At 32.6% G+C, this 25,313-nt stretch carries 19 protein-coding genes and 1 riboswitch; of the genes, 10 read left to right on the top strand and 9 right to left on the bottom strand.

Features of this window, described 5'->3' with window-relative positions; translation table 11 throughout:
- Positions 1 to 22: 22 nt before the first annotated feature.
- Both BM098_RS03170 and BM098_RS03165 read left to right on the top strand, forming a co-directional pair.
- A complete protein-coding gene (locus BM098_RS03170; RefSeq protein ID WP_143423368.1) occupies positions 23 to 955 on the top strand; it encodes a hypothetical protein in 933 nt (310 codons plus the stop codon).
- Positions 956 to 1,212: 257 nt separating this feature from the next.
- Positions 1,213 to 1,581, top strand: a complete 369-nt coding sequence (locus tag BM098_RS03165; RefSeq protein WP_089830324.1) for an SHOCT domain-containing protein — start codon at positions 1,213 to 1,215, stop codon at positions 1,579 to 1,581.
- A 93-nt stretch (positions 1,582 to 1,674) separates the two neighbouring features.
- On the opposite strand, the gene BM098_RS03160 is transcribed toward BM098_RS03165, so the two are convergent.
- The 5 genes from BM098_RS03160 to dndB are packed head-to-tail and all read right to left on the bottom strand — an operon-like array spanning position 1,675 to position 7,837.
- Positions 1,675 to 2,793 (bottom strand): cysteine desulfurase family protein, encoded by a 1,119-nt coding sequence (locus BM098_RS03160; RefSeq protein WP_089830322.1) that lies wholly within the window; start codon positions 2,791 to 2,793, stop codon positions 1,675 to 1,677.
- Between the two features lie 3 nt (positions 2,794 to 2,796).
- Positions 2,797 to 3,189 carry a DndE family protein gene (locus BM098_RS03155; RefSeq protein WP_089830320.1) on the bottom strand — a complete coding sequence of 131 codons (393 nt, stop codon included), beginning with the start codon at positions 3,187 to 3,189 and terminating at the stop codon, positions 2,797 to 2,799.
- Positions 3,179 to 5,155 (bottom strand): DNA sulfur modification protein DndD, encoded by a 1,977-nt coding sequence (gene dndD, locus BM098_RS03150; protein ID WP_089830318.1) that lies wholly within the window; start codon positions 5,153 to 5,155, stop codon positions 3,179 to 3,181. The genes BM098_RS03155 and dndD (BM098_RS03150) overlap by 11 nt, the downstream gene beginning before the upstream one ends.
- 19 nt (positions 5,156 to 5,174) lie before the next feature.
- Positions 5,175 to 6,740, bottom strand: coding sequence for a DNA phosphorothioation system sulfurtransferase DndC (gene dndC, locus BM098_RS03145; RefSeq protein ID WP_234987396.1), 1,566 nt, complete (start codon positions 6,738 to 6,740; stop codon positions 5,175 to 5,177).
- Positions 6,740 to 7,837 (bottom strand): DNA sulfur modification protein DndB, encoded by a 1,098-nt coding sequence (dndB, locus tag BM098_RS03140; protein ID WP_089830409.1) that lies wholly within the window; start codon positions 7,835 to 7,837, stop codon positions 6,740 to 6,742. Before dndB ends, dndC begins: the two co-directional genes overlap by 1 nt.
- Before the next feature lie 301 nt (positions 7,838 to 8,138).
- On the opposite strand from dndB, the gene dptF reads away from it, so the two are divergent.
- Genes dptF through dptH form a run of 3 tightly spaced genes read left to right on the top strand, consistent with a single transcriptional unit; the run spans position 8,139 to position 17,030 of the window.
- Positions 8,139 to 10,370 carry a DNA phosphorothioation-dependent restriction protein DptF gene (gene dptF, locus BM098_RS03135; RefSeq protein ID WP_089830314.1) on the top strand — a complete coding sequence of 744 codons (2,232 nt, stop codon included), beginning with the start codon at positions 8,139 to 8,141 and terminating at the stop codon, positions 10,368 to 10,370.
- A 2-nt stretch (positions 10,371 to 10,372) separates the two neighbouring features.
- The gene (gene dptG / locus BM098_RS03130) at positions 10,373 to 11,803 is read left to right on the top strand and encodes a DNA phosphorothioation-dependent restriction protein DptG (protein WP_089830312.1); all 1,431 of its coding nucleotides are present in this window, start codon (positions 10,373 to 10,375) and stop codon (positions 11,801 to 11,803) included.
- Positions 11,784 to 17,030, top strand: a complete 5,247-nt coding sequence (dptH, locus tag BM098_RS03125) for a DNA phosphorothioation-dependent restriction protein DptH (RefSeq protein ID WP_159430099.1) — start codon at positions 11,784 to 11,786, stop codon at positions 17,028 to 17,030. Before dptG ends, dptH begins: the two co-directional genes overlap by 20 nt.
- 393 nt (positions 17,031 to 17,423) lie before the next feature.
- On the opposite strand, the gene BM098_RS03120 is transcribed toward dptH, so the two are convergent.
- From BM098_RS03120 to BM098_RS03110, 3 genes are read right to left on the bottom strand one after another with little or no spacing between them, the layout of a single operon-like run.
- The gene (locus tag BM098_RS03120; RefSeq protein WP_089830308.1) at positions 17,424 to 17,798 is read right to left on the bottom strand and encodes a hypothetical protein; all 375 of its coding nucleotides are present in this window, start codon (positions 17,796 to 17,798) and stop codon (positions 17,424 to 17,426) included.
- 10 nt (positions 17,799 to 17,808) lie between these two features.
- Positions 17,809 to 19,806: a DNA sulfur modification protein DndD gene (dndD, locus tag BM098_RS03115; RefSeq protein WP_089830305.1), complete on the bottom strand. Its 1,998-nt coding sequence runs from the start codon at positions 19,804 to 19,806 to the stop codon at positions 17,809 to 17,811.
- Between the two features lie 4 nt (positions 19,807 to 19,810).
- Positions 19,811 to 19,999 (bottom strand): hypothetical protein, encoded by a 189-nt coding sequence (locus BM098_RS03110; protein WP_089830302.1) that lies wholly within the window; start codon positions 19,997 to 19,999, stop codon positions 19,811 to 19,813.
- 323 nt (positions 20,000 to 20,322) lie between these two features.
- Here BM098_RS03110 and BM098_RS03105 point away from each other — a divergent pair, with 323 nt between their 5' ends.
- The 5 genes from BM098_RS03105 (at position 20,323) to BM098_RS03085 (ending at position 24,443) form a co-directional block, all read left to right on the top strand.
- The gene (locus BM098_RS03105; protein ID WP_089830300.1) at positions 20,323 to 20,817 is read left to right on the top strand and encodes a sigma-70 family RNA polymerase sigma factor; all 495 of its coding nucleotides are present in this window, start codon (positions 20,323 to 20,325) and stop codon (positions 20,815 to 20,817) included.
- Between the two features lie 80 nt (positions 20,818 to 20,897).
- Positions 20,898 to 22,304, top strand: coding sequence for an MMPL family transporter (locus BM098_RS03100; RefSeq protein WP_089830298.1), 1,407 nt, complete (start codon positions 20,898 to 20,900; stop codon positions 22,302 to 22,304).
- Positions 22,301 to 23,644, top strand: a complete 1,344-nt coding sequence (locus tag BM098_RS13850; protein WP_089830296.1) for an efflux RND transporter permease subunit — start codon at positions 22,301 to 22,303, stop codon at positions 23,642 to 23,644. Before BM098_RS03100 ends, BM098_RS13850 begins: the two co-directional genes overlap by 4 nt.
- A gap of 27 nt (positions 23,645 to 23,671) precedes the next feature.
- Positions 23,672 to 24,205 (top strand): TetR/AcrR family transcriptional regulator, encoded by a 534-nt coding sequence (locus tag BM098_RS03090; protein ID WP_089830294.1) that lies wholly within the window; start codon positions 23,672 to 23,674, stop codon positions 24,203 to 24,205.
- Positions 24,198 to 24,443: a hypothetical protein gene (locus tag BM098_RS03085; protein WP_089830292.1), complete on the top strand. Its 246-nt coding sequence runs from the start codon at positions 24,198 to 24,200 to the stop codon at positions 24,441 to 24,443. Before BM098_RS03090 ends, BM098_RS03085 begins: the two co-directional genes overlap by 8 nt.
- 62 nt (positions 24,444 to 24,505) lie before the next feature.
- Here the strand turns inward: BM098_RS03085 and BM098_RS03080 are convergent, their stop codons facing one another.
- Positions 24,506 to 25,003, bottom strand: coding sequence for a DUF5412 family protein (locus BM098_RS03080; RefSeq protein ID WP_089830290.1), 498 nt, complete (start codon positions 25,001 to 25,003; stop codon positions 24,506 to 24,508).
- A gap of 227 nt (positions 25,004 to 25,230) precedes the next feature.
- Positions 25,231 to 25,309, top strand: a riboswitch (Fluoride riboswitch).
- Positions 25,310 to 25,313 lie beyond the last annotated feature (4 nt).

Below are 25,313 nucleotides of genomic sequence, written 5' to 3'. Positions count from 1 at the left end.
TTTAGTCGGGGTGGTCCTAATGATGACAGCTAATAAGTTACGTCAAAGTGAGCACCCTGATCCTATTACCACTATACAAACGTATTATGAAACAAAAGAAGGTGTCTTACGGATGTACCCAGAGAGAGATGAGTTTTTGTCTGAATCGATGGGACAATACTTGATCTATCTTGAAGCGGTAGAAAATCAAGCGTTATTTAAACAGACGTATCAAGTTATGAAAAGTCATTTTGTTGAACAATCGTTTATAAAATGGCGCACAACGGACACAACAGTAGATGCCATTGTGGATACCTTCAGAGTTATTGAAGCATTAAAACGTGCTGCTATTACATTTGATCAACCGATGTATCTTGAAGAGGCGTATAACTATCAAGATGCGTTAAAAGAGGCTCATTATCAGAATGGTTTTTACGTTGATTTCTATGATTGGTATTATGACGATATACCATCTACAATGCACTTGAGTTATCAAGATATTTCTATTCTAACTGATATGGGTGTTAATTTAACCGACTACAGACAACTATTTAGTGAGGCTGAAAACGAACCATTCTTTAATGAGGTATATAATGTCGAAACTAAGACTTTCGAACAAAAAGATACTGCGCATCTGGTTGATCAATTATTGATTGCGCAAAATTACGTGAAATTAACTAATCAACCGCCTGATGCCTTTCACCGCTGGATAATAGCTGAGTATAATAATAGCGATCAGTTAAGCGGTCAGTATGACCGCCAAACAAAAAAACCTGTTGTAAACTATGAATCAATGGCTGTAAATGGTTTGTTTTTAGACTATCTTTTACTGACTAACGAAAACGGTCTTGCCAAGGATGTCTATCAGAAACTCAACAGCCAAATCAAAGAAGTTCATGAAGAAAATTATGAAGGTGTGCATATTTTCGATTATTTGATGGCTGTTCAAGCTGTTGTTGATTACGAGAAAAAATAGGGTTTTAAAAGAAACATTTGATGAATATTTTTCTAAATGTTCAAAAGGAGATAGGAAATGACGGTTTCGATCTCTTTTAAATTTTTATATAATTAAGGGAGTTACCAATAAGTGTAACTGAGAGAGTTTGCTGATTAGACGAACTGAAAAGTTCGCTTTAATCAGCTTTTTTTGATAACGCTTAACTTTCTTGTTGGTAATATTTGAGTATGGTATGATTATGATGAGATAGATAAAAAACCAAGTGAGGTGTAACGATGAATCAGCGTTATAATGTAAGACCAGGTAAGGGTCAATCAATGTTTGGTTTTATTGCGGGCATAATTTTTGTCTTGATTGGTTTTATCTTTGTACTGCCGACGTTCGGTACCTTTGGTATCGTTTGGGTGCTATTCGCAATTGGTATCACGGTTATGCACGGGATTAATGCCTTCACACAAAAAGGTGTTGCCACGCATCGTGTAGATGTAACGACGGAAGCGAATACTTCCTCAGAAGCAATCAAGCAATCCAATGATAGTTTTGATGAAAAATTACGTAAACTGCATCAGTTGAAGCAAGAAGGTATTTTAACTGATGAGGAATATGAAGAGAAGAAAAAACAGATGTTGAATGAAAAATGGTAACCCAAATTGAATAGTATTTCAATTTAAATGAAAAATGTTTAGCAATATCATCAGAAATTTCAGGTGATAATTACTAAACATTTTTAGTTTTATTTATAAATCTTGAAAAATATCTAAATCTTTTAGTTGTGTATATGGTGAAAATGAAAATCTAACAGATTCTCGAACTTCGTTTAATGAGAGCCCTATAGCCAGTAAAACATAAGAAGGGTTAGTACTGCTACAAGCTGATCCAGTAGAAGCTGCAATTAAAGGTGATAATTTTTTTAGTAATATTTCATTATTTAATCCATGAAATCTAACATTAACAATGCCTGGGATTTTATTATTATTATCAGAATTGAAAGAAATGTTATTTTTAAACTTGGTTGTTAAGAGTGCAATCAATTTTTCTTCAAGTTTCTCAAGACTAATGATGTTTTCTTTTAAGTTATTACTAGCAATTTCAGCAGCTTTACCGAAACCAACAATGTTATGCACAGAATGTGTGCCACTCCTTAAATCATTTTCTTGTCCACCACCGTGAATAAGAGGGGTAAAAGGTGTTAATTTACCGTACTCATCACTACGAACGATTAATGCACCAATACCTTTTGGACCATGTAGTTTATGAGCGGATAAGGAGAGAAATGATAGTCCACTGATTTCATCAAAGTTAATCTTCAACTTTCCAGCCACTTGTGTTGCATCAGAATGGAACAATACGCCGCGTTCTTCGCATATAGTGGAAATTGAACGAATATCATTTAAAGAACCTAATTCATTATTGCCCCAAATGACACTCACTAAAATTGTTTCACTGGTGATATTCTTTCGAATATCTTCAGGGTCCACTCGACCATAAGAGTCCACATCAAGATAAGTAATATTAAATCTCTTTTTTTCTAGATATGAACAAACATCTAAAATGGCTTTATGTTCAGTTTTCGTTGTTATAATATGCTTTCCTTTTTCTGAGTAGTATTCTGTCACCCCTTTTAAAACTGTGTTATTACTTTCTGAAGCACCACTTGTAAAGACAACTTCCATCTTTTTTGAATTAACTAAGTTAGCCACATGTTGTCTCGATTGTTCTATAGCTTTTTTTGAGTTAATAGCTAAAGAATAATACTTACTAGATGGGTTGCCATATTCTTGAGATAAATAAGGCAACATCTCATTATAGACATCAGAATGAACTTGTGTTGTCGCGCTATTATCTAGGTACAGCATTCATTAAACCTCCCCTAATTGAGTAATTGAAATATTGACAAGATAATTTAATAACTTCTCATAATTCCCTAAGTGTTTATACTCATTACTTAATATTTCAATTCCTCTGGTAAGATGTGCATTAAACAGATCCGGAAAGTACTCCTCTTCAGTCAAAGGCTTACCAAAGTGTTGAGTAATTATAGCTTTATAAAAGTAATCTTGATCGCCTGTTAAAGTCGCTCTATTAAAGTCAAGCCCATTAAGATCACTTTCAACGTAATTGGGAATTGATTTTTCTAATACAGATAATGATATAGCTATCCTGGACAATAAATTCGGTCTTAAGTTTGTAGTGGATTGTAACTCTTTCAAAATTTCTGCTACTTCTTCGGTTGTTTTTAATCTAAAATTCATATTTTCCACCTACTTTGTCAAAGTCAAAAAAGTGATGCTCAATAACACTTCTTTGTTCAGTATCAATATAATTTAACGTGTATTCAAAGGCGATTTGATTTTTAACAGAACGATAGAGTCCCTCATTGATTTCAGAGTTTGTTGAAAGTACTATAGCTTGAGAACCAAGACTTGGTAATAACGTTGAAACAATTGCTAATTTATGTTCTTCATCTAATCTGCCTAAAAGGGTATCTAAAATAAAGGGGAGTTCCTTTTTGGAAGAAGCTATAGTTCCATAAATTATTGATAAAACAATTATCTCTTTTTCACCTGCGGAAAGAACCTGTTGATTAATCAACTCGTTTTTATTATTATACAATTTAATTTCAAAAGTGATTGGATCTATTGATATATACTGAATGAATGCGTGTTTGTGCATTAAAGATTTAATCATTTTTAAGGATAAGTATTCTGCATCTCTTAATTTACTTCTAAGTTGCTTGTTTTGGAATAATTCAGTCACTCTAATAACTTTTTCTGATTCTCCATAAGATTCCTTTGTTTTATAAATATTTCTTAATTTCAAATTCACCTTATTCACCTTATTTTCTATTTCAGTCAACTCAGAACTAAGCTCTTCTTTGTCAGAATCAATTATGTGCAATTTGTTTTCAGATAGAGATATTTGATTAGACAAACTTTCGATTTCATTGACCATATCATTGAACTCAGTAGATTCAGCATTTATTTTTAAACTATCTCGAGCTTCTTTTAATTCAACTAACAGTTCTTTATTTTGTTTTATTAAGCTAACAAAGGATTTAAATTGTTCTTGTTTAAGTTGCTGGTTAAGGGAATAAATACTTTGCGCTTCACTATTAGAAGCGTTATGGATAAGGTCAACTTCTTGATCGCCTTTAAATTGCTCTCCAATTTTAGATTTGATTTTTTCGGCTATGTCACTGGATAAATCAACATCAGAAAGTATGTTTGAAAAATTAATTTCTTGAATTTTAGAATGCATAACTTTTGACATGAAATAGTCTTCTTCTGACTCCAGTTGATTGGTTAAATTATTGACCTGTTGAGCCATGATAAAAAACGGTAGATCTCTAGAAATGAAATTTTTTATTGAGTCACTATTGTTCTTGCGTTCGTGTTCAATTGTATTTATTCTAAGTAATAATTTCTCTCTTTGTTCTTTAACTAATCCACCATGAGTTTGGAATGTTTCTTTTAATTGCTTTTGTCTGATAATCAATTCATCTAAATCATTTTGTAAGGTTTCTTGTTCATGATTTAAATCATGAACTAATTGCTGATTTTTCACTTGTTCTTTTTTTAATGCTGTTAATTCATCTTCATAAGCGGCTTGTTCACTTGTCTTGTCCACGGAAGATAAATATTTTTTTAAGTTGGTTTGTAAGCTTTCAAATAAGTCCAAATTAAACAGTTTATTCGAAAGATCCTTTAAGTATGATGATAGGAAATCATTCTTAGTTAATGTAGCTATGTCTTCCCCATCAAATAAACATAGTTCGAGCAATGATGGTGGAAAACTGGTTCTTAAGTTTTCAAAAAACAAGGTTTGAGATTTCGGACCGAGTATTTTATCATTTTTAAGCACCATAACATCTTCTCGCATAGAGTGACTAATTTTCCAATTGCGAATAATTTTAAAAGTTGTCCGTTCCATATTAGAGACTAATGAGAAGGTTATTGAGATTGAGTAATTTTCTGATTTCTCAGCTCTAGCCTGATTATTAATCATGTTTATAACTCTGTTAAAGTACTTTGGTGTAGTTGTTTTTAAACCAAAAGCTAGAGGGCCATACAAAGCTAATCGAACACTTTTCAGAAATGTAGTTTTCCCAGCTCCATTTTGCCCTCCTATTAAAGTAAGTTTTTTTTCTGAATCAAAATTAAATGAATTGGTCCCGTAGAAGGGACCAATGTTTGTTAGTTGTAGTTCTATAAATTTCATGTGTATAAATCCTCGCTATTTAAAGATGTAAGTAATCTTGTTTTAATGCCGATCCTAAGTCTTCGAGTAATCCTCTTTTAACTTTAAGCCCAGAATAATCTTTTTCTATCATCAATAGTTTTTTTACAAGATTGAAATCTAGCCCTTCTTGTTGGCATGTTAATTCAAGTTGATTCAATTCTTCTTGAGAAAAAACTAAACGATCATCTTGTTCAAAATCAATACTATAGTCAAGTATTTTACTTGTAATTTCTGGCAATCCATCCTCGAAATCTCCGGCTTTAAACCAGTGTTTACGAATTTCCTTTAATTCAAGTTCACTGATTAATTGGTAGTTTTCAATATCTGGATGTTTCAATTGTTTTTGAAGTTTTAATAATCTTGTTAATATTTCTTTCCTTGCTTCGAGTGTGTATCCACCTAAGCCAAAACGATTTAAGTTTCCATCTTCATCTCTAATTAAGATAAGGGGATCATACCCCTCGCTTAAATTAATATTGTGCTCTTTAATATAGCTCTTTAATTCTTTTTTTTCAATGATACTAAAATTGTCTAAAGGAATATAATCTTTTTCGCGACTACCTTTTTTATCAATAATAATCTTTTCTATTCCGTCAATTACCTTAGTCTTTACGGGGAGGAAGTAAGTTTGTCCGTTGGTTCGATGTTTCATTCTCATTGTGCGATCATCACGGATATTTGTTAACCAATTTCTAAAAACTAGTAGTGGTTTCATCCAGTCATGTCCATTTTGAATAAAACCAGTTAGTGCCTTATCCTCATTAACTACTGTACAAACCCAGCATCCGAAACGTGAATTTCCACATGAACCAGCTGACTCTTTAACAGTTTTATCAATAACGAGAGGGCATTCACCACTGTTTGACTCACTATATAATTGATAAAGTTCATAGTTATCATCACCCCAAGGCGACTCATTGTTTAGTAAATAATTCCATACATCATCTAAGTCGAACTTTTTGATAGGAGCATAAACAAATGCATTGGACAGAGTGGAATGTCGCATTAATTCTTTTCCTGTTACGCTGTGAGATTTAATGACATTAGCACGAGTCCTACTTTCTTTTTCACGAACACCGAGCACCATAATAACTTCACCAAATGTATCAACTTTGTCTTTTACAAATCTGTTAGCAGGGTCAATTTTAAGGCGATCTGTACACCACCTAAATGTCTGATTTGGGGATGGATAACCTCTACCGATAATGTTAACCCAAAAAGATTGTTCAATTACGGGTTGGACTTTATGAGTTTCAATTGGGAGTCCTAATTTCAGCGCCTTATTCTCAACTCTATTAAGTGTAGTATTAATAGATTGTATTATTAAGGGCGTTTCGACCAACGTATCAGATGAAATAATGTACACTTTCTTGTGTAATTCATTTTCAGGCATTTTACTTAATGTATCAAAGATAAGCTGAACTACTACAGTGGAATCTTTCCCGCCACTGTATCCAATTACCCAGGGTCGATCATCACTTAAATATACTCTTCTTATTTCTTCTCGTGCTTCTTTTACCAAGTTTGATTGTTCTTCAAAGAGGTTTGATATTATTCCTGTCATTATGTCATTTCCTCCATAAACTCTGATTCTGCTATTTGTTCTGATTGAGTTAGCGGTAAATTAATTATTTTTTTAATTTGAATAGCAGTTAATTTAATCGTTGTATTATTCTTAGTTACTCTTCCGTTTTTCCCGATCGCTCGATTTTGCCATAAATCAGTTCTGGTTCGAGACCAATCAATTTTATTTAATTTATTAATATGAGTTTTCCAGTTTTTACGGTACTCGGTATAGAGCTGGTGTCCGACTAAACCTAGCGCTTCTAGAAACACACCATGTCCTACTATATAGTTAGCACGTAATTGTTTAGGTGTTAAGTCTTTGTTCAATATCTGTACCCACTCATCAATAGATTTTATGAGCTCGGGCCAGAAATCATATAAAAAATCTATCTGATCAGTATTAATTGGATCACCTTTTGCAATATCTAATATCTTTAAATTTGTATTAAATATGTGATTTAAAGATAATAATTTAGGAGAGTTTTTTGAAAGTGACACCTTTTCTTTATCAGTATATCTTTTTAAGAACATATTAGAGTCAATGATATCTTTGGTAGTGATAGCGAGTTGATCTCTGTGATCATATAAAATGCCAATAGACGAAGTTGTATTGACAGAGTGTCTATTTAAATCCGCAAACATCTGTTGAGCCCGTTTCAGACCTTTATCTATAAAGAATACAACGGAGATGGTTTCATTACCTAGCTCAGGGTTTACCCGAAGAGCTTCTTCAATAGCTGCTCTTCTATGTTGACCATCGTTAATTAAAAAGCGCGAATCAAGGGATATAGTTAGAACGCCCGTCTCCTTAAGCCCCGGTTGATTAGATGAGGGTGTAAATGTAATATCTCCATCAATAGAAGCGGTCAATGATGAAAAAACATAGTCTTTACGATTATCTAAAATATAATTTGTGATCTCGGGCACTCGGTTTTTGTTTATGATTCTCTGAGCACGAAACTCTGGTGGGATCTCTTCTTCATCAAATAAGAAAATTTTTGGTATAACGCGTAAAGGGCACATCGCTATGAAAAATTCCTTATCAGCTTGAATGCCTTTTATTGCAGGGAAATTATAACTGAAACCAATATCCACGTCACTCACTCCTTTTACGTACGTAGCTAGTTGTTCTTTCTTAGTACATATTACCATTTCTAATGAAAAAGTTAAATAGGTATGCAGGAAATAAATCTCCATGCTCCTTCTTTATCCTTAATTTACTAGTTTCTAAATACTACGTACGTAAGATCTAATTTGTATATTAGCATTTTAGGTATTTTACAAAAAACTAAGACAAAAGGTGTTAAATTAAGTGATAATCTGCTTAAACATCTTAAATTTCCTTATATTAGATGCTAAAATATTACTAATAACAGTAAAATGTGGAGTGATAACAATGAGTATATTTGCTGATTTCTTAAAGCAGGAATCACATGATTTAGGTAATGAAATTATAGGTATGGAGCGATTAATTTATAATGAACCAGCAATGGCATGTGTTAAAGCGCGGAAGCTAATCGAAATGGTTTTAAACAGTGTCATTGAGATTGAGAGGTTAGAACTCTATATTTATAAAAATTTAAATGAGAAAATTAGAGCTTTTGATAGTGATGGTATATTTGATAAGAAAATTGCTAGGGATTTAGATCAAATCAGGCTGAAAGGTAATAGGGCATCACATGATTCCGACAATATAATTAGGATTCACGATGCTTTAGCATCACATGCTTCTATCTATGTGGTAACTAGATGGTATTTTGAAAGTTATTTAGATCACACAAAAGTGTTTCCGGAGTATAATGAGCCAAATAATAATAGTGAAAGTGACATTAAAGAGCTAATAAAAAAAGAAATTGAACGAATGAATGCATCGAATAATGAGCGTGCGAATACAATTGATAAAACTGAAATCAAAAATATTGAACCAGAGGAATCTACATATAAAATTACCGAAAACCTTGGCGAGGGCCAAAGTTATTTAATTAGAGAAATAAATAAATTAAAGGAGTCTTCTAAAGAGGCTGTTGAAAACGCAAAACATTTTAATGATTTTAAAAGATATTTACACGTTCAACGAGAAATAGAAGCAAAGTTAAGAGGTATATTGGAACAAGATCAAAACAAAAATAAACATTTAGTAATCTTGGGAGGTAGTGTCGGTGATGGTAAGTCACACCTTATTGCCTACTTGAATAATAATACAAATTTATTATCAGAGTATGTCATTATTAATGATGCGACTGAAAGTATGGATCCCGAATTAAACGCAATTGATACATTAAAAGAAAAACTTAGTGCATTTTCAAATAAGGGCGAGACTAATGAGAACCGTAAAGTAGTTTTAGCAATAAATCTAGGGTTACTGCATAACTTTATATCAGATGAAAGTGTACAAGTAGATTTCTCTGAACTTGTTGACTTTATAGAAAGATCCAAATTATTTGAGGAGGGTATTATTGATGTTATTGAGGATCAGTATTTATCTCTTGTAAATTTTGGTAATCACTTACCTTATGATTTTAACAAAAACGGTATAGAATCGTCATTTTATACTGATTTACTGGATAAAATAACAGATAGCGTGCCCAGTAATCCATTTAATCAAGCGAATTTACTTGACCAAAAAAATAACAACGCTAATAGGGTTGTACACTATAACTTTGCAATTCTTAAAAACAAAGAAGTGAAGAATAAAATAGTGAACTTAGTGCTGAGGGCTATTATAAAATATAAAGTGGTAATATCAGCAAGAAGCTTCCTTAACTTTATTTCGGATATGTTATTAACTGAAGCAACTATGGATAATAATAATGAAATTAACAACCTAGAAAAATTATTACCTAACATTTTATTTAGCAGTAATGATCGCTCTATTCTATTAAATGCTATATGTAAATTCGATCCTGTGGGACAGCGTTCAAATGAAACGGATCAACTCTTACTGAAGTTTAACACAAGAGAAAATTGGCAAGAAGTAAGGAAAAACACTCTAAATAACTCATCAATAAATTTACTAATCGAGCCTTTTGAAATTGATCCAGTTAATTTAACGGATTACACCGCAGCGTTATACATTAAGACTGTGCTTCGGGTGATGTATTTATTTGGAAAGGTGAAGGTTGAAGAAGATGCTTGCTTTGATCAATTTACTAAAGAAATGTATCTATACAATAAAAATGATCGAGATACCGAAAAGAACCTCAATAAATTATTGCAAGATGCAATAAAGAAAATTAATGGTACAGATACAGATGGTGTTTATTATTTGGAAAATTCTAATAATAAATATAAAATTGCACAATCACTTTCACTTAAGCCTAAAACTGTCAGAGAAAATAAGAATTTAAGTAACAATATTTTCCGTCTGGGTTTTGGTAAGGGCAATGATATTAAATCCTTAGAAGTAGATTATCAATTGTATAGATTTTTAAATCGTGTAGTTGATGGTTATCAACCAAATAAACGTGACGAAGACTCTTTAGTAAAATTTAATGATTTTGTTGATCAAGTAATGAGTTATGGAGAAAAGAAAGAGGAAATATTTATTGTGAATCAATTGGATCAATCGAAATTCATTTTAAGGACAACAGGATTTGATGATGAGATTGAATTTATTAAGGAGAGCTAAGCATGAGAGTTTTAGATGTGCCATATTTAGTAAGTAAATTCGAAAAAGATACTAGACATACAACAGGACTTTGTGAAGATATCCTTCCTTACACAACTAAATTACTAAAAGATTTAGAAAAAGGGATTCATCAAACTATTGGAAGGTTTATTACTAAAAGTGGGAAAGTGAAGATCGATATTAAAAGATCAGAAGATACTTTAGTTGAACCAAACGTTCGATTAATCGAATTAATTGCCAATCAAATTGAGTTTAATAATGATGAAGATAATAGAGTGCTTTTCGAGAAATTTTTAGCAGAGTATTTGTTTGATAGCAAACAATTGAGAATAGTTCATCCTTATTTGTTTAACTATGTTAATTTCGGAGATGGGAAAAATTTTAATTTAGATAAAATAGCTGATTTTATGAGAGAGATTTTAGTGGATGAACCAGAAGAATTTAATTCATTGTTTTTAGAAAAGAGTACTGACAATCTATTGTTGAAAGTGATAGTGAATGGTTTGCCTGATTTAGAGAAAAGTACTGAAAGAGAACTAGATTACAAGAATCACTTGTCAGTTATTAAGAGATTTTACCAACAAGATCTAAATTTTTTAAAGAATCACAAAGAATACTTCACAGATAAATTAGAATTACTGACAACTTTTTATTTATTTATGTACTCTTGCCAATTAATTGTTAAATTTGAAAAGCAAGAAAAAGCACAATACCATAGCTTAGATGGTTTGTATTTTTCTATAGAAACAGAACAGTTAAGTAAAAAGCGAAAAGCATCTGGTGATTATGAAAGTTATAATTATGTTAACTCTAAATCAGAAAAGTTATTCGCACATATGCATGTGCTAGCGCAGTTAAGTCACATTATTTATCCAGAACAACATCAGAACTATTTAGAATTAGAAAAAGCAAAAGATCAAAAGGCTGTTCAAGCATTGACGTATAAAGATATACGTGACTTAATAGAAGTTAAAACCATCAACCAAAGCATGTACGAGAAAGACTTGAAAGAATGGATTGAACAGTATAGTAGGCTACAAAACCTATCAATAAATTCAATGGAATTAAAAGATAAAAACTATGATGAACTTATTTCTATTCTGATTAGTCAAGTGCGTAAAGGAATGGCAGATAAGAATCAGAAGGAATTTGGAAAAAATGCTTTGGCTATTGGAAAGAAAACATTTGTTAAGCAACGTGGTAGTTTAGGGAATGTATTTAATTTAACACATGAAAGTTTTTATTTAATAGCGGCGATAGTAATAAAGGATAAACGTATTCCTTTAAATGAATTATTTGATGGATTTGAAAAAAGAGGAATTAAATTTGATCGACACTCTAAGGTGGAGGTCTTAAGATTGTTAGAAAAAATAAATGTGATCGACAAAAAAAGTGATAGTGGTGATGCTCAATATGTTAAACCAATTCTATAAGTATATAGTTAATTTACTCGTTGATTTTTTTGAAACTGAACAATTAAATATTGGAGAGCGCTTCTATTTAGCGTTTGATTCACAAGATGACATCGATGCCTTTGCTAATGCAATCAAAGAGTATTCTAATGACAAGGAATTTAAATATGATGTTTTAAATGGAAAGGAATACAAAACTCCTATTATTTCAATTAATGAAATTGATTTAATCTGTTCTAACACATCTGAATATGTAAGTTCAGACTTTTTAGTTACTTTAAGGAATGGTGTCAGTGAACAAGAGGGGGTATTTACCAACTCTGCTTTATTAATGATCATTTCTAAAGATTTAGATTCTATAATCGGGGGGAGTAGTGATCTTCAAAAGCAAGGAATGCCGTTAAATGCAACGTACATTGCCAACAAACTAGAGATGAAGATAGATAAATCCATTTTATCTAAGAATGATAAAATAGTTTTGAAATATAAATTGAGTAAAATACTTGATGAATTTCAAATGAATCAGTTAACATTTTTTGATTTTGAGCAGATTTTTACAATTTTAATGAAAGAAGAGTTAGAAGATAGTGATTATAAAAAGTTAGGACTTTTTAGAGATTATGAGCTTAGTACTACTTACAATAAACATGAGCAAAGGTTAAATAATAACAGTGAATACTTTGAATTAGTAAAAAAAGCGCATGGATATGGTGATGTAAACGAAGAGTTATCAAATAAGTTTACTGAACAGGGTGTAAAAAAACTTTCAAGCGACGAGTGGGAATCATTAACTTATGCTGAAGTTGAGAGATTCAGAAGTGAGTATGAGAATCAGAAGAAACGTAAAAAAGTTTCTTTAAATACGGTTAATGATCAAGAAGGCATCGAATTTATTGAACGTAGTGAAAGTTCAACTGCTGCTGGTAAAAGAAAAAATCACATGTTATTTTTTAATGAAAATAAAAGTGAGAAAATCCAATTTAAAGTTAATGTTGATACGAGTAAAAATGTAGAACATCTAAAAAAAGAATATATTAAAGTGACAAATAACAAAGAACATATGGAAGTGTCTATTAAAGGCAAACAGTTGGTCGTTACCCTGAGCTGTGTAGACCCAGAAGCTGAAGATTACTTCAGTTTTGAGTATTACCACGAAACTTCGAAAACATTAGGAGGTAAATACTTTATTGCCGTTCTACCTTTTGAAAAGGAATACCTTCAAAGGTATACTTCAAAATTTTTAGTGAACCCAAAGCGAAAACTTTTGAAATTATTACCTAAATCACTTAGTGATATTAAAATAGGTAGTTTCGGAAGCGGTAATAACAACAAAGAAGTTTTGTTAGAACAACAAAATCAAATGATTGAACTTAATTCATTAGAAGTAATAAATATTAATCTTGGTGAAGAAATAATGCAGGCTGATGATATTATTTTTTCATTGAAAATTCGAGAAGCTATAGTCAAAATTATGCTTGATGCTAATGAATCTGTTAAAACTCCAATAGATGGTAAGAGGTTATGGAGAAAAATACGAGAGAATCAAGAAGATATTATATGGAATATTGAACAAGATGAGCTTTATATCAGCAATCAAACGTACAGTCTTAATAGCGAATATAAAAATTTCTTTGAATTTGAAAATCAGTTCATCAATTATAACTATAAAGCAGCTGTTATTAAAGCTGAACAATTAATACCAGAAGACATTGAGTTATCTGTTAACTTAAGAGAAGCTTTTAGCCGATTTATAAATCATTTTATAGTGAATAAAACAATTCCAAGTTTATCAACGGTAAATTCAGATTGGAAGAGCAGAGCGAATGAATATATAACGGAGTATTTAGCAGCAATTGATGAAGTTAAAGAGAAAAATATTACAGGAAAGCCACGTGTGGATCTTTTTAAGTTAGGAACAGTTAGAACACACACGGGCCTCTATTTAACGCCTTTTCATCCGTTGATCGTTGCTTATAAATTGAAATATTTTGAAATAGTCAAACAAGAGAGTATTGATATGATTATTTTAGAACAGTTAATTCCCGAAAGTTTAGTTCCATTCATTTATGATTTTTATGATGCCGATAGTGGTCAAAACATGATACTTAAACCAGATTATAGAATGGATGCTTTCGAGTGGATTGAGTATAAACCTGTGACAGAAGTGACAATTTCCGATGCAAATCAATATTTGGCTAAAGTTATTAAAGATAAACTGAAACAGTTTAATGCTCACTTTGAATATTTATTTAATTCGCACATCAAAGCACCAATTAAAATTAATGTGATTAATATTACGAATGATCAAGAAGTTTTTAAAGGTTTACTTGAATGGATGATTCAATACATTGAAAAAAATGGTGTAAATAAATTATTCCCTATAGAAATCTCATTATATTCTTACCATAAGACTGTTAGTGAGTTTGATCACTTTATCAAAATGGGCTCTGTAAATGAATTTGTAGAGAGGTATCCATTGAATATTGAAAAAAGGACTGTAGATGCGGAAGTCATCTTTAATGAGCTGCAAAAAAATATTTTGTATTATAAAAACAATTTAAATCTTGTTAATAAAGATGAAGATATAAAGTATGCACATATATCCTTCTATAAAATGGATAATATAGAATCGGATGCCTTGCATGAAATGAATAATTTATCTACTGGTTTGAGTATTGAGGGGCTAGTATCTTCATTATCTGTTAAAGATACAAATGATTGTTATGAAACAGGATTTGGTTCAAAGTATATTGATAAAGATACTGGAAATAGCTTATTTAAAATAACATCTAAAGTTAATGAGATGGCTGCTAATATTATTAATGGAGGGAATAATTCATATAGAGCAAACGAATCTATTTATTCTAGAACCTCTGAAGTAAATGAAAAATTACTTGAGATAATTACTGAAAATTCATTTTGGACAACTTTAGTTGATCCGACCATTGATTTATCTTATTTTAGTAATAACCGAGAAAAATTTTATGTTATTCATTATAGTGATCAATACTCAACAGGGAGTAGATATGATGCAATAACAATTACAAACAAAACTAAACAATATCTAGAAGTGGTTAAAGAATTTCTTGAAAGTAAAAATGTTCAGGCTACGGAAGAGCTGCTTAAAGATGTAGTGACTTCTTTTAATGTTTTTAACGGAGAATGGTTACTAGAGATAATCGGAAGTGCAGGACATAAGGATAGAGAAAAGTTAAGTATTATTTCCGGAATTAAATATGCATTGGCACATTTAGATCATAAGAATATAACTTGGATTCCAATATCTTTAGAAGAGATTCTACGTGTTGCTGGCTCTTCAAATCTCAGTAAAAATAACGGCGTCTTTTCAGCAAAAAACTTAGGTTCAACCGGTAAGATTTCAGATGACATCCTTTTTATTGGTATTGAAGAGGGAGAAGAGAACCTTAAACTACACTATTATCCAATAGAAGTTAAGATCGGATTTAATCCAACTGCAGTCATAAGTAAAGCGAAGGAACAAATAGATAAAGTTACTGAGTTACTTCATGATAATTTATCTAATAACGGAACCTTTACGAATCGCTTCTACAGAAACTTCTTTGCTAGATTATTAATTTCAACAGCTAATAAACTAAAGAAAGCAAATTTCTGGCCAGAGAAAAATTATCAATTAAGCGATCATGTGCTAAATTCACTAATCAACGAAAATTACGATATTAGTAGAAAATTAGAGCCCATAATAGGAAAGGGCGCAGTTTTATCATTTAAGAAAAAGAGTTACATTAAAGAAAAGGAGTTAACAAACAACGTATTGTATTTAACGTTATTAGAAGATGATGGGTATTATGGATTGATTCAATCAATTAAAGTGCTATCTAAGAATCTAAGACAAGGTAGATCTGATTTTGTTAAGGAAGAGTTACTATACTATAACTATAAAATAGATGTTCTTGCTGAAGAGCAGATAATAGATGATCATGCTGAAGGGGAAGTACATTCAAATGATTCGTCCTTTGACATTGGAGAGCAGCATATTGATTCAATAATTAATGCTGAAGAATCTGATATTACGAAAGAAAATAATATTGAAACGATTGAAAAAGTAGTCTCACCTGAACCTATTCAAGAGGAAGACCACAGAGACCTGGAGCAAACAAGACTACTAATTGGTACTGTAGAAAATACTAATCAAAAGATTTATTGGGAATTTGGACATCACCAATTGTCAAATCGACATTTATTAATATCAGGTAAAAGTGGTCAAGGAAAAACATATTTTATGCAGTGTCTATTGTTAGAAAAGGCTAAACGAGGTATATCTAGCGTAATTATTGATTATACAGAGGGCTTTTTACCTAATCAACTGGAATCTGAATTCACTTCATATCTTGGTGGTAAGATTACAAATCGAATAGTATACAATGAGAAATTCCCTATAAATCCATTCGCGAAAAACGTTAGAGATCTTGAAGGAATTAAATTACCAGAAATGAATGTAGATGTGGCAGAAAGAGTGAAATCCGTTTTTGAATCTGTCTATAGTTCTCTGGGCATTCAACAACTTAATGCTATTTATCAAGCAACTATGGATGGGCTTGATCGATATGAAGAGAACATGAGCTTAAAGTATTTGGAAGTTTGTTTAGAAGAACAAGGTTCAACATACGCAAAAACTGCTTTATCACAAATCAAACCACTGATAGACCGTGACCCTTTCCAGAGTAAAGAAACTATTAACTGGTCGGATATATTTAATGATCGCGGAGAGGTATATATAATTCAATTAACGAACTTTACTAGACAAGTTCAATTGATTATTACAGAATTTATTCTCTGGGATTTATGGAATTACTCGCTTAAACATGGTGAAAAGAATAAGCCTCTACCAGTTATTTTGGATGAAGCGCAAAACTTAGATCATCGAGAAAACTCACCATCTGGACGTATACTAACAGAAGGTAGGAAATTTGGTTGGTCTGGTTGGTATGCAACTCAATTCTTAAAATCACAGCTTGATTCAGCTGAATTATCAAGATTACAGAATTCTGGAGAAAAAATATATTTTGCGGCACCAGATCAAGAAATCTCAAATATTGCCGCTAGTTTGGCCAATGACCGCTCCGAGAGATATGAGTGGGAGCAAAAATTGAGGAGATTGAAAAAAGGCCAGTGTATTGTAAATGGGCCGATTAGAACAGAAAATGGTGACTTATCGACAACTCAAAGTATAATAGTAAATATCTCTCCATTATCGGAGAGAATCTAATAATAGACAGACTGCCAAAATGCAGTCTGTCTATTATTTATAACTATTGCTATGAATACGGTTGACTACTGCCAAAGGAATGTACCACTAGTGAATACGGCATTTAAATAGAGCTACTTAAGCGAAAAATAGAGCCAACCAGGGTGAGAATCAGTGCCAATGTGAGCATATTGTATATGTTTATATAGTCATAATAGTTGCGTCAGAGGATCGACTGAATGAATACGAGCTGGTGTGCTCTTATGAACTTCGCTAAACATATTACCTAATCTCACTTAAGTAATGGTAAATAGATTGTAAAAAAGCGGTACAATTGTTGGCAATCACTGGCCATAAACTTGACAAGCCTGGTACATTTTCAATGCAATATTCAGTAGTCAAGCTGTAATCAATTTAGTCACTTAATACACTTATACGAAAGTCCTCTAATGAATTTTTTTCGGTGGATTTATTCTGTAAAATAGATAGACCATGATCTATCAATCCATTTAGGTAAATAGTTAGTTCTTCATCAGGGATAGATTTATTTAACTCGTTAAAGATTAAGTGTTGGAATAATAATAACTCTTCGTTTGATATAATGCTCTTCGGAATTTCCCAATGATTTTTTCGACCGCTTTTATACGAAACTAAATCAAACCCTCTAAAATGCTCTATTCCCTTTGCAAGTGATAGCTTTATACAAAATGCACGTTCAATTTCTAATTCATCAAGAATTTTATCTAATATTTCTTTTTTATCTTTAGATAAGTACATTTGTTTTATCATTTTCCAACTCCTAATTAAATTCAAAGTAACCGTCTCTTATGATGGTATACTTTTTATTTTCATCGTAATCGAGCATATATTGTTTATATGAATGATCTTTCATTGTGGCTACATAATCTTTAGAAATCTCGGTATCTGTTGATAAAATTATTACTTGGTGACTTAGATTTTTATAATAGTGATTAATTAATCTACTTCTATGCTCGCTATCTAATCTGCCTAGAGGAGTATCAACTATGATTGGTAAATCTAAATCTGAAACCTTTGTTAGTGCCCAGATAAGAGCTGATGAGATCATCTGCATTTCACCCGCAGATCGATCCCTTATACTTACTTCTTGTAGTTTGTCGTTATAGAGCTTAATGGAATAATCATTAACATCGAATTCAATTTTTCCAAACTCATTATTCTTTCTGAAAATATCTATTAATATTTCTTTGAAAGATTCTTTGATAAAATTAGCTTTATAATTTGTTATTCTCTTAATGTAAAGTCGCAGTGCATCAGTTGTGCGATTTAAAAGATCTATTTCTTGTTTAATTTGTTCTGTATCGATATTACTGTTATTTGTTCGTGTAACTTTATTTCTCAGACTTGTTATGTCATCTAAGACACTTTTTCGTTTTTTGTAAACTGCTCTATACTTCGCCTCATACTCGCCAACTTTTTTTGTGTAAACATCAATCTGGTTATTTTCTTTAGTTATATCTTCTTCCTCGGGTGCGTTTGTTAGAACATTCTCAATTTTGTTGATTTCCTCTGTGTAGTAATTTATGTCTTTTAGAATTTTAGCAAGATGGTAGGGATCTCTGATCATTATGTTATTCAACATGTTAAAATCTTTTGAGTTCAGATCGTGTAAAATTTTTTCATCAGTATCACAGTCTAGGTTATGTTCTTTAGACCATATTTCTTCTCCTAAATTTTTTAATTGCTTCAGTTGAGAATTACTTAAAGGTGGATCAATATTTCTATTTAATAATTGATTTATAAATTCGTGATATGGACTTAAAGATTGCTCTCTCAATATGTGTTTCTTTTTAAATTCTTGTTCTAATTTAATTTGCTTTTGCAGTTTACTTATTTGTTTTCTCATAATAATATTTAATGCGTTTTCATTAAAGAAAGTTCTAAATTCATCAGTGAGTGTGGCTTTTTTTACCTCAAGTCCACCAAGTTTAGTTGCTAATTTTGATTTTGAGTTATTATTATTTCTAAGTTTTTCAGCTCTCGTCGTTTTTAACATATCAAGCTTCTCAGCTACGTCTGTTTTTAAATGTTCAAGGCGTCTAATTCGCTTGTCTAACTCAATTTGCTCTTCCTTTAGTTTTTCTAATTTCTTATATTCAGTCTTATAGTCGTCGGCATTAGAAGCTTTTGCTAATTGTTTTAAATAATCATCTTTCAGTTCGTTCAAGTCTTTGATTAATTGATCATATGACTCCATACCAGTTATTTTTTTTATGGCATTTTTCATTTCCTCTGAATCCTGACGTAATATTAGTTCTTTAATCTCCTCGCCATCAAAGATGAAAAAGGGTGCTGCATGATAAGGAATGATTCGATCGATTTGCTTATTAAATGCTGCCATATCAGGTAATTTAACAACCTTTGGAATAGAACCATTTGCTTTGGTTACATGAATTTCACGTTCTTCATGAGATAATGATTTATGTTTTGAAAAATGCCACGTAACTATTAATTTCCAAATTTCATTAGAATCGGTCTCAATTACCAGTGTTATTGAACATTTTCTACCACCTTCGTTAAAGAAAGTATTATTAATTACATTTGAAAAAACTCTTCTATGTTCGTCTTGACTAAACCCTCTTTTTCCGAATAATGCGTATAAGATGGCTTTTAAAATTGTTGTTTTTCCTGCTCCATTTAAACCACCAACTAACAATATATTTTTATGACATTCATCATTTATGGGAGGAGTTAATGTCAATTCTTGAGTGCCATAAAAGGTTTTATAATTTTCAAATATGAGTTTATTAAAATGCATAACCTCACCTATTTTCCTTTGTATGATATTTCATTAGACCACTGTATTCATTTAAGCGCTTACCACGGGTGTCATTTGTATATGTAAAATCTTTAGCTAACTTTAAAATATCTTTTCCTAGTTTTAAAGGAACTTCTTTCTCATATAATGCTTCAGCAAGTATATTAATTTCTTTGATTTCCATCTTCTTCATATTGGTCATCCCTTTCAATAATTAGGTATTTATATATACTATAACCCATAATTTAGTATGAATGCAAAGACATTTTACTTATTTTCTCTATGAAAATCCCAATCGAATCCAATAAACTATTGATGATTAAATATTATTGGGTTTACATTTTACTAAAACATATAATTTGGTAACTAAATATACTTAGAATTAGCGAATCAGTTGCTAAAGTACTTGTTTAAAGACTACAATACTCTTTTTGGCAAGGTGCCAAAACAACACCAACCGATTATGCTGAACTTACCGCGGAATACAATGAGGATCCTCCAAGAGGACGTATTAAGATGGATGAGTTTAACCGATTGCTGAATGACTATGAACCAATGATGTACCACTTACTAAAGAAGTATCATGTCAGAGACCCTGAAGGTGAGTTTTATCAAGAGCTAGCGATTTGTCTATGGCAAGCAACGCTTGATTATGATGATGAGAAGATGAAGTTTTCTACGTATGTCTATAATAAAATGCAGTTCCGCTTGATTGATTTGTTCAGAAAAGATGAGCGTAAACGCAATCGAGAAGAGAAGTACAAGTTACATGTTGAGGCGAACGGACAGTTTCAAACCGAAGATCAGATTGCTGATGGGTACTTTATCAATCAATTAAGACACGTATTAACAGAGAATGAGTGGGCTTGGTTTGAAGGCCACGTGTTAAAAGGAAAAACACTTGTTGAAATTGGCAAGGATTTAGGTGTAAGTGCTAATGCCGTAAGGCATTACAAACGCAGTGCGGCACGTAAATTAAAAGACCGGCTAAAAAAAGAAGAAGAAAAATAATCAAAAAGCCTTGCATTTATATTTATCACCCACTAGAATGTATGTAAGTAATTACTTACATTAGGAATGAGGGAGATAATATGAAGCAAGGCTTTAAGCGTTTGAGCGATATGCTTGAACATTACCCAATCAAGACAATCTTTATAACAATCATCGGCATTATCGCTATGACTGCAGGGGCGATGAGAGTGGAATTATCAACAGGAAATGACACACTTGTTTCGACAGACTCTGATGTTTATAAAGACTACACCTTACTTGAGAATACTTTTGGCACCGATCCGATGATTCTGTTATATCAAAGTGATGAACAAGTCTTTACTATCGAAACATTGAATCATATGAAAGATGTTGCACAGATTGTTGAACATGACCCGGTTGTCAGTCATACAATGAGTCCGGTAACAATCGTCGAACAAATGACTACGATGCAACAAGTAAAAGCACAAGCTGGTTTTATGCAGATTGCAGCTGGATTAAACAAAATGGGAACCGAGCTATCAAACGGTATGTCTGGTGAACAAACATTGACACCGACCGCTCAAATGGACCCAAGTCAATTAACAACGCAGTTTAATCAAATCATTGACGGGGTTGGAAAGCTCCAATCAGGTGTCGATGGTGTTGATACGACAACAGAACAACTCCTTACGGAGTTAAACAGTATCAAAGATCAATTCCCGGAATCAAACGAGAATCAACTGTCATTGGAACAGCTCAATCAAGGATTAACAAAGTTAAGTCAAGTACTTGATCAATTAACCCCATTAAGTGAAGGGTTATCAGAAACAGAAACAGGATTTTCCCAGTTTAGTCAACAACTTGATCAACTTGTAGAAATGATGAACCAATCACCGACAACTGATTTATCTATTCAAATGGAAAAAATTCAAGGGCTCGGTTCAGAACTTATTAACATCAGCGACAACATGAAAAACATGCAAGAACACAACAATACCCTTCATCCAGGTCTACCAACAGAAGCAGAAACGTTAGACTATCTAACATTTGAAGATGGCTTGATTAAACCTGTTTTTGACAGTGTCGTGATTGATAATAACACGATGATGATGCAAATAGTGTTTAATGGTCAAACGACAAATGAAGAAAAAAGTACTGTTATCGACCGGGTAACAACTTATGTTGATGACTATGAAACAGATCAATTTGATGTCACGGTAACGGGAAAACCCGTACTTGATTTAAGCATGCGCGAGTCGATGCAAGAAAGCATGCAGCTGATGATTATAATGGCTGTTGGTCTAATGGTTGTCGTCTTGTTGCTGATTTTTAAAGTGAAATGGCGCGTCTTTCCCTTACTCGTTGTCTTACTTGCGACAGTTGCGACTATTGGCTTTATGGGATGGGTTAATGTCCCAATCACAATGGTATCAATGGCTGTCTTCCCAATCCTTATTGGGTTAGGGATTGATTATGCCATTCAGTTCCAAAACCGTTACCACGAAAGTTTGGAGGAAGAAGAATGAACAAAAAAGCATTAAAAACAACCGTAAAAAAGATGATCCCCGCGGTAGCCGTTGCGATGATTGCGACGGCACTTGGATTCTTTAGTTTATATACATCACCTGTACCAATGATCAAAGATTTTGGGACAATGCTTTCGATTGGTGTGGTGATTAGTTTTATTGTCGCCGTGCTCATTTTAATTCCCGCACTGTACATTAGAGATAAGATTGTCCCCTATGAAAAGAAAGAAAAACCAAAACAAAATAAACGGTCACCGTTTCGCGTCTTAACACGGTGGATCATTAAATCGCGGTTTATCATTTTAGCTGTCGCTCTAGTTTTAAGTGCGCTTGGTCTTTACTATGACTTAGATGCTCCAGCTGAAACAGATATTGAAACCTTTATGCCACAGGACTTACCTGCACTAGAAGATTTGCGCACCTTAAGAGATGTCGTTGGTACGACCGATCAAATTTCGATACTTTATGAAACAGCTGATGTATGGTCTGATGACACTATGGCATGGTTAAATGAAACTGAACAGGTTTTAATGACGGAATTTAGTGAAGATATTGTTAAAGTGAATCATCTTGCCAGTATGTTAGGGATGATGAGCGAGATGAATAATGAGTCAGACATAGCGACAAACGCCAGTTTGTTACCAGTGAGTCAAATTAATATGTTTATTGACGAAGAAAATAATATTGGCACGATGACCTTAGGAATTCGCTATATGGAATCAGAAGAAAAGGAAGTTTTTCTGGCGGAATTAGCGGAGACACTATCAGCATTAGATACCGAAGGTATCGACACAACGATTACCGGACGTTCCGTCCTTGATAATGAAATGGTTGACGGTTTAACGAGTGGCCGTTTTATGATGACATTAGTGGGTATGGTGTTAGTATTCTTAGCGTTACTGATCCTTTATCGTCACGTGATTAAAGCCTTAATTCCACTGATTCCGATTGTATTAATTGTCGGTTGGTCTGGGCTTGTGATGTATTTGTTTGATATGAGCTATACCCCGATTACCGCAACCCTCGGCGCACTAGTTATCGGGATCGGTACCGAATTTACAATTTTAATAATGGAACGCTACGTGGAAGAACGAAAAAAAGACCATCTTCCCGAAGTAGCAATTATTATCGCCAATGAAAAGATCGGACGAGCGATTTTTGTTTCTGTAGTGACAACGTTAGCTGGATTTAGTGCGTTACTTTTTTCAGACTTTGTCATTTTAAATAATTTTGGTATGATGACAGTAGTGAATATTAGTTTTGCCTTTTTAAGTACCGTTATTGTGATGCCAGTAATATTGTTACTGTTTGATCCGTTGTTCATTAAAAAGCAAAGCTAAACAACAATCCACACGAGGAGTTTAGTTATGGCAGACAAAACGAACCAGATTATTAAAGCCGCCGTTGATGTCTTTATCGAAAAAGGTTACAATGCGACCACTCAAGACATTGCGTCAAAAGCACAAGTAGCTGAAGTTACGTTGTTTAGAAAGTTTACCAACAAACAGAACTTGTTTTTAACAGCCATTCAATCTACGATTGATGAACACTTCAGCATGAAAGAACGCCAACAACAGACGGATGAACCACTTGAAAAAACATTAACGTTATGGTTTACAGAACGATCACAGATGTTAATCAAGAAAAGAGCGCTTGTAAAGATGTTGTTAAGCGAGAGTTTAATGGGGAATTTGCCGGAACATATTAACTTCCCCGTCATCTTTTATCAACAACTGTTAGAACAATTAAAACCGTTTGAACGCCAGGTTGACATTGAAAATATGGCCCGTAGTTGGGTAGGGTATTTTATTTCGACAGTTGTATTAGGCACACCAACTAAAGATATCGATATCGCACGTATCTTTATCACACCATTTGTAAGGGGGGAAGCTGATGCGTAAGACAGATGGCATGAAAATCGTTCAACAGCTAATGTTAGGATTTTATCTATTAGGTCTAATTGCCTTTTTGATTGTAGGTGATTTAACGACAACGATGAATAAAGTCATTTTAGGTCTTTTTATCTTATTGATTGTTCGCGAATCGATGCGCTATTACATCCATTACGTGAAACCAAATAAGGCTAAAGAAAATGTATCAGTGCCTGATGAAGAGCCTTCATCCGCTGATGATGAGTAAGAGAAAATGCTGTGAAAGTTTACTGGAAATAAAAAGATAAAAGCGAATACTTTAAAAGCCGGTCACTGGATGTGGCCGGCTTTTCTTAAATCGATAATATGTTGGTTAATTTGAAGCTGGTGACTGGTCACCCATTCTACAGTCACATGATCAAAATTTCGTTCAACATATAAATGTTGCTTAAACCATAAAGGCCCTTTGCGCTCGGCAACGAGCACTTTAGGATTAGATTTTTCATAAATATCAACTGTATAAGACGCATCGGGTGAAGAGGTTGTCATTACCTTTTCTTCTTTTGCTAATAAGACTTGAATCGTTGGAATAATTAAAATGACTGCCAGTAAAATAGGAGTAGTGAGTGACAACCAACGGTAAAATTTCGATTTATCTACGGGTATTTTTAAAGCGCAATAAATATTAAAAATTATAATTGGCCAAGCAAATAAAACAGAGGGAAGCACGCGCCAATAAGCAAATAAAGAGGCGAAATAAAACTCAATAATCCAGATTAATACTATAGCGCTTAATGACCAAGAGACAATGCGTGTGCGTTTATTCATTATTAACCCTCACAATCTATGAAATGATTCATTTCCATCATATAGAATTTACATACCATTTACAAGATGACTTTTGGTATATTTTAGTGATAAGTCATCTAGGTACGTCTAACTGCTATGCTTGATATGACGAATGAAAGTTCTCACAAGTTACAAACTAAAAGTGTGATAAACAAAAAAGAGGTGAAATCAAATTGTTTGATTGCTTAAGGTATGCTAAACTAAAAATAGTATTAGGCGGTGAAGCTCGCCTCTTCGAGACAACTCGAGAAACTGTCTACAAAGACCAATAGCTTCTACAAAAAACAGG

This window comes from Halolactibacillus halophilus (genome assembly GCF_900115605.1).
GTDB classification, from domain to species: domain Bacteria; phylum Bacillota; class Bacilli; order Bacillales; family Amphibacillaceae; genus Halolactibacillus; species Halolactibacillus halophilus.
The sequence above is the reverse complement of the archived record's forward strand: the minus strand, read 5'-3'. Positions and strand labels throughout refer to the sequence as shown.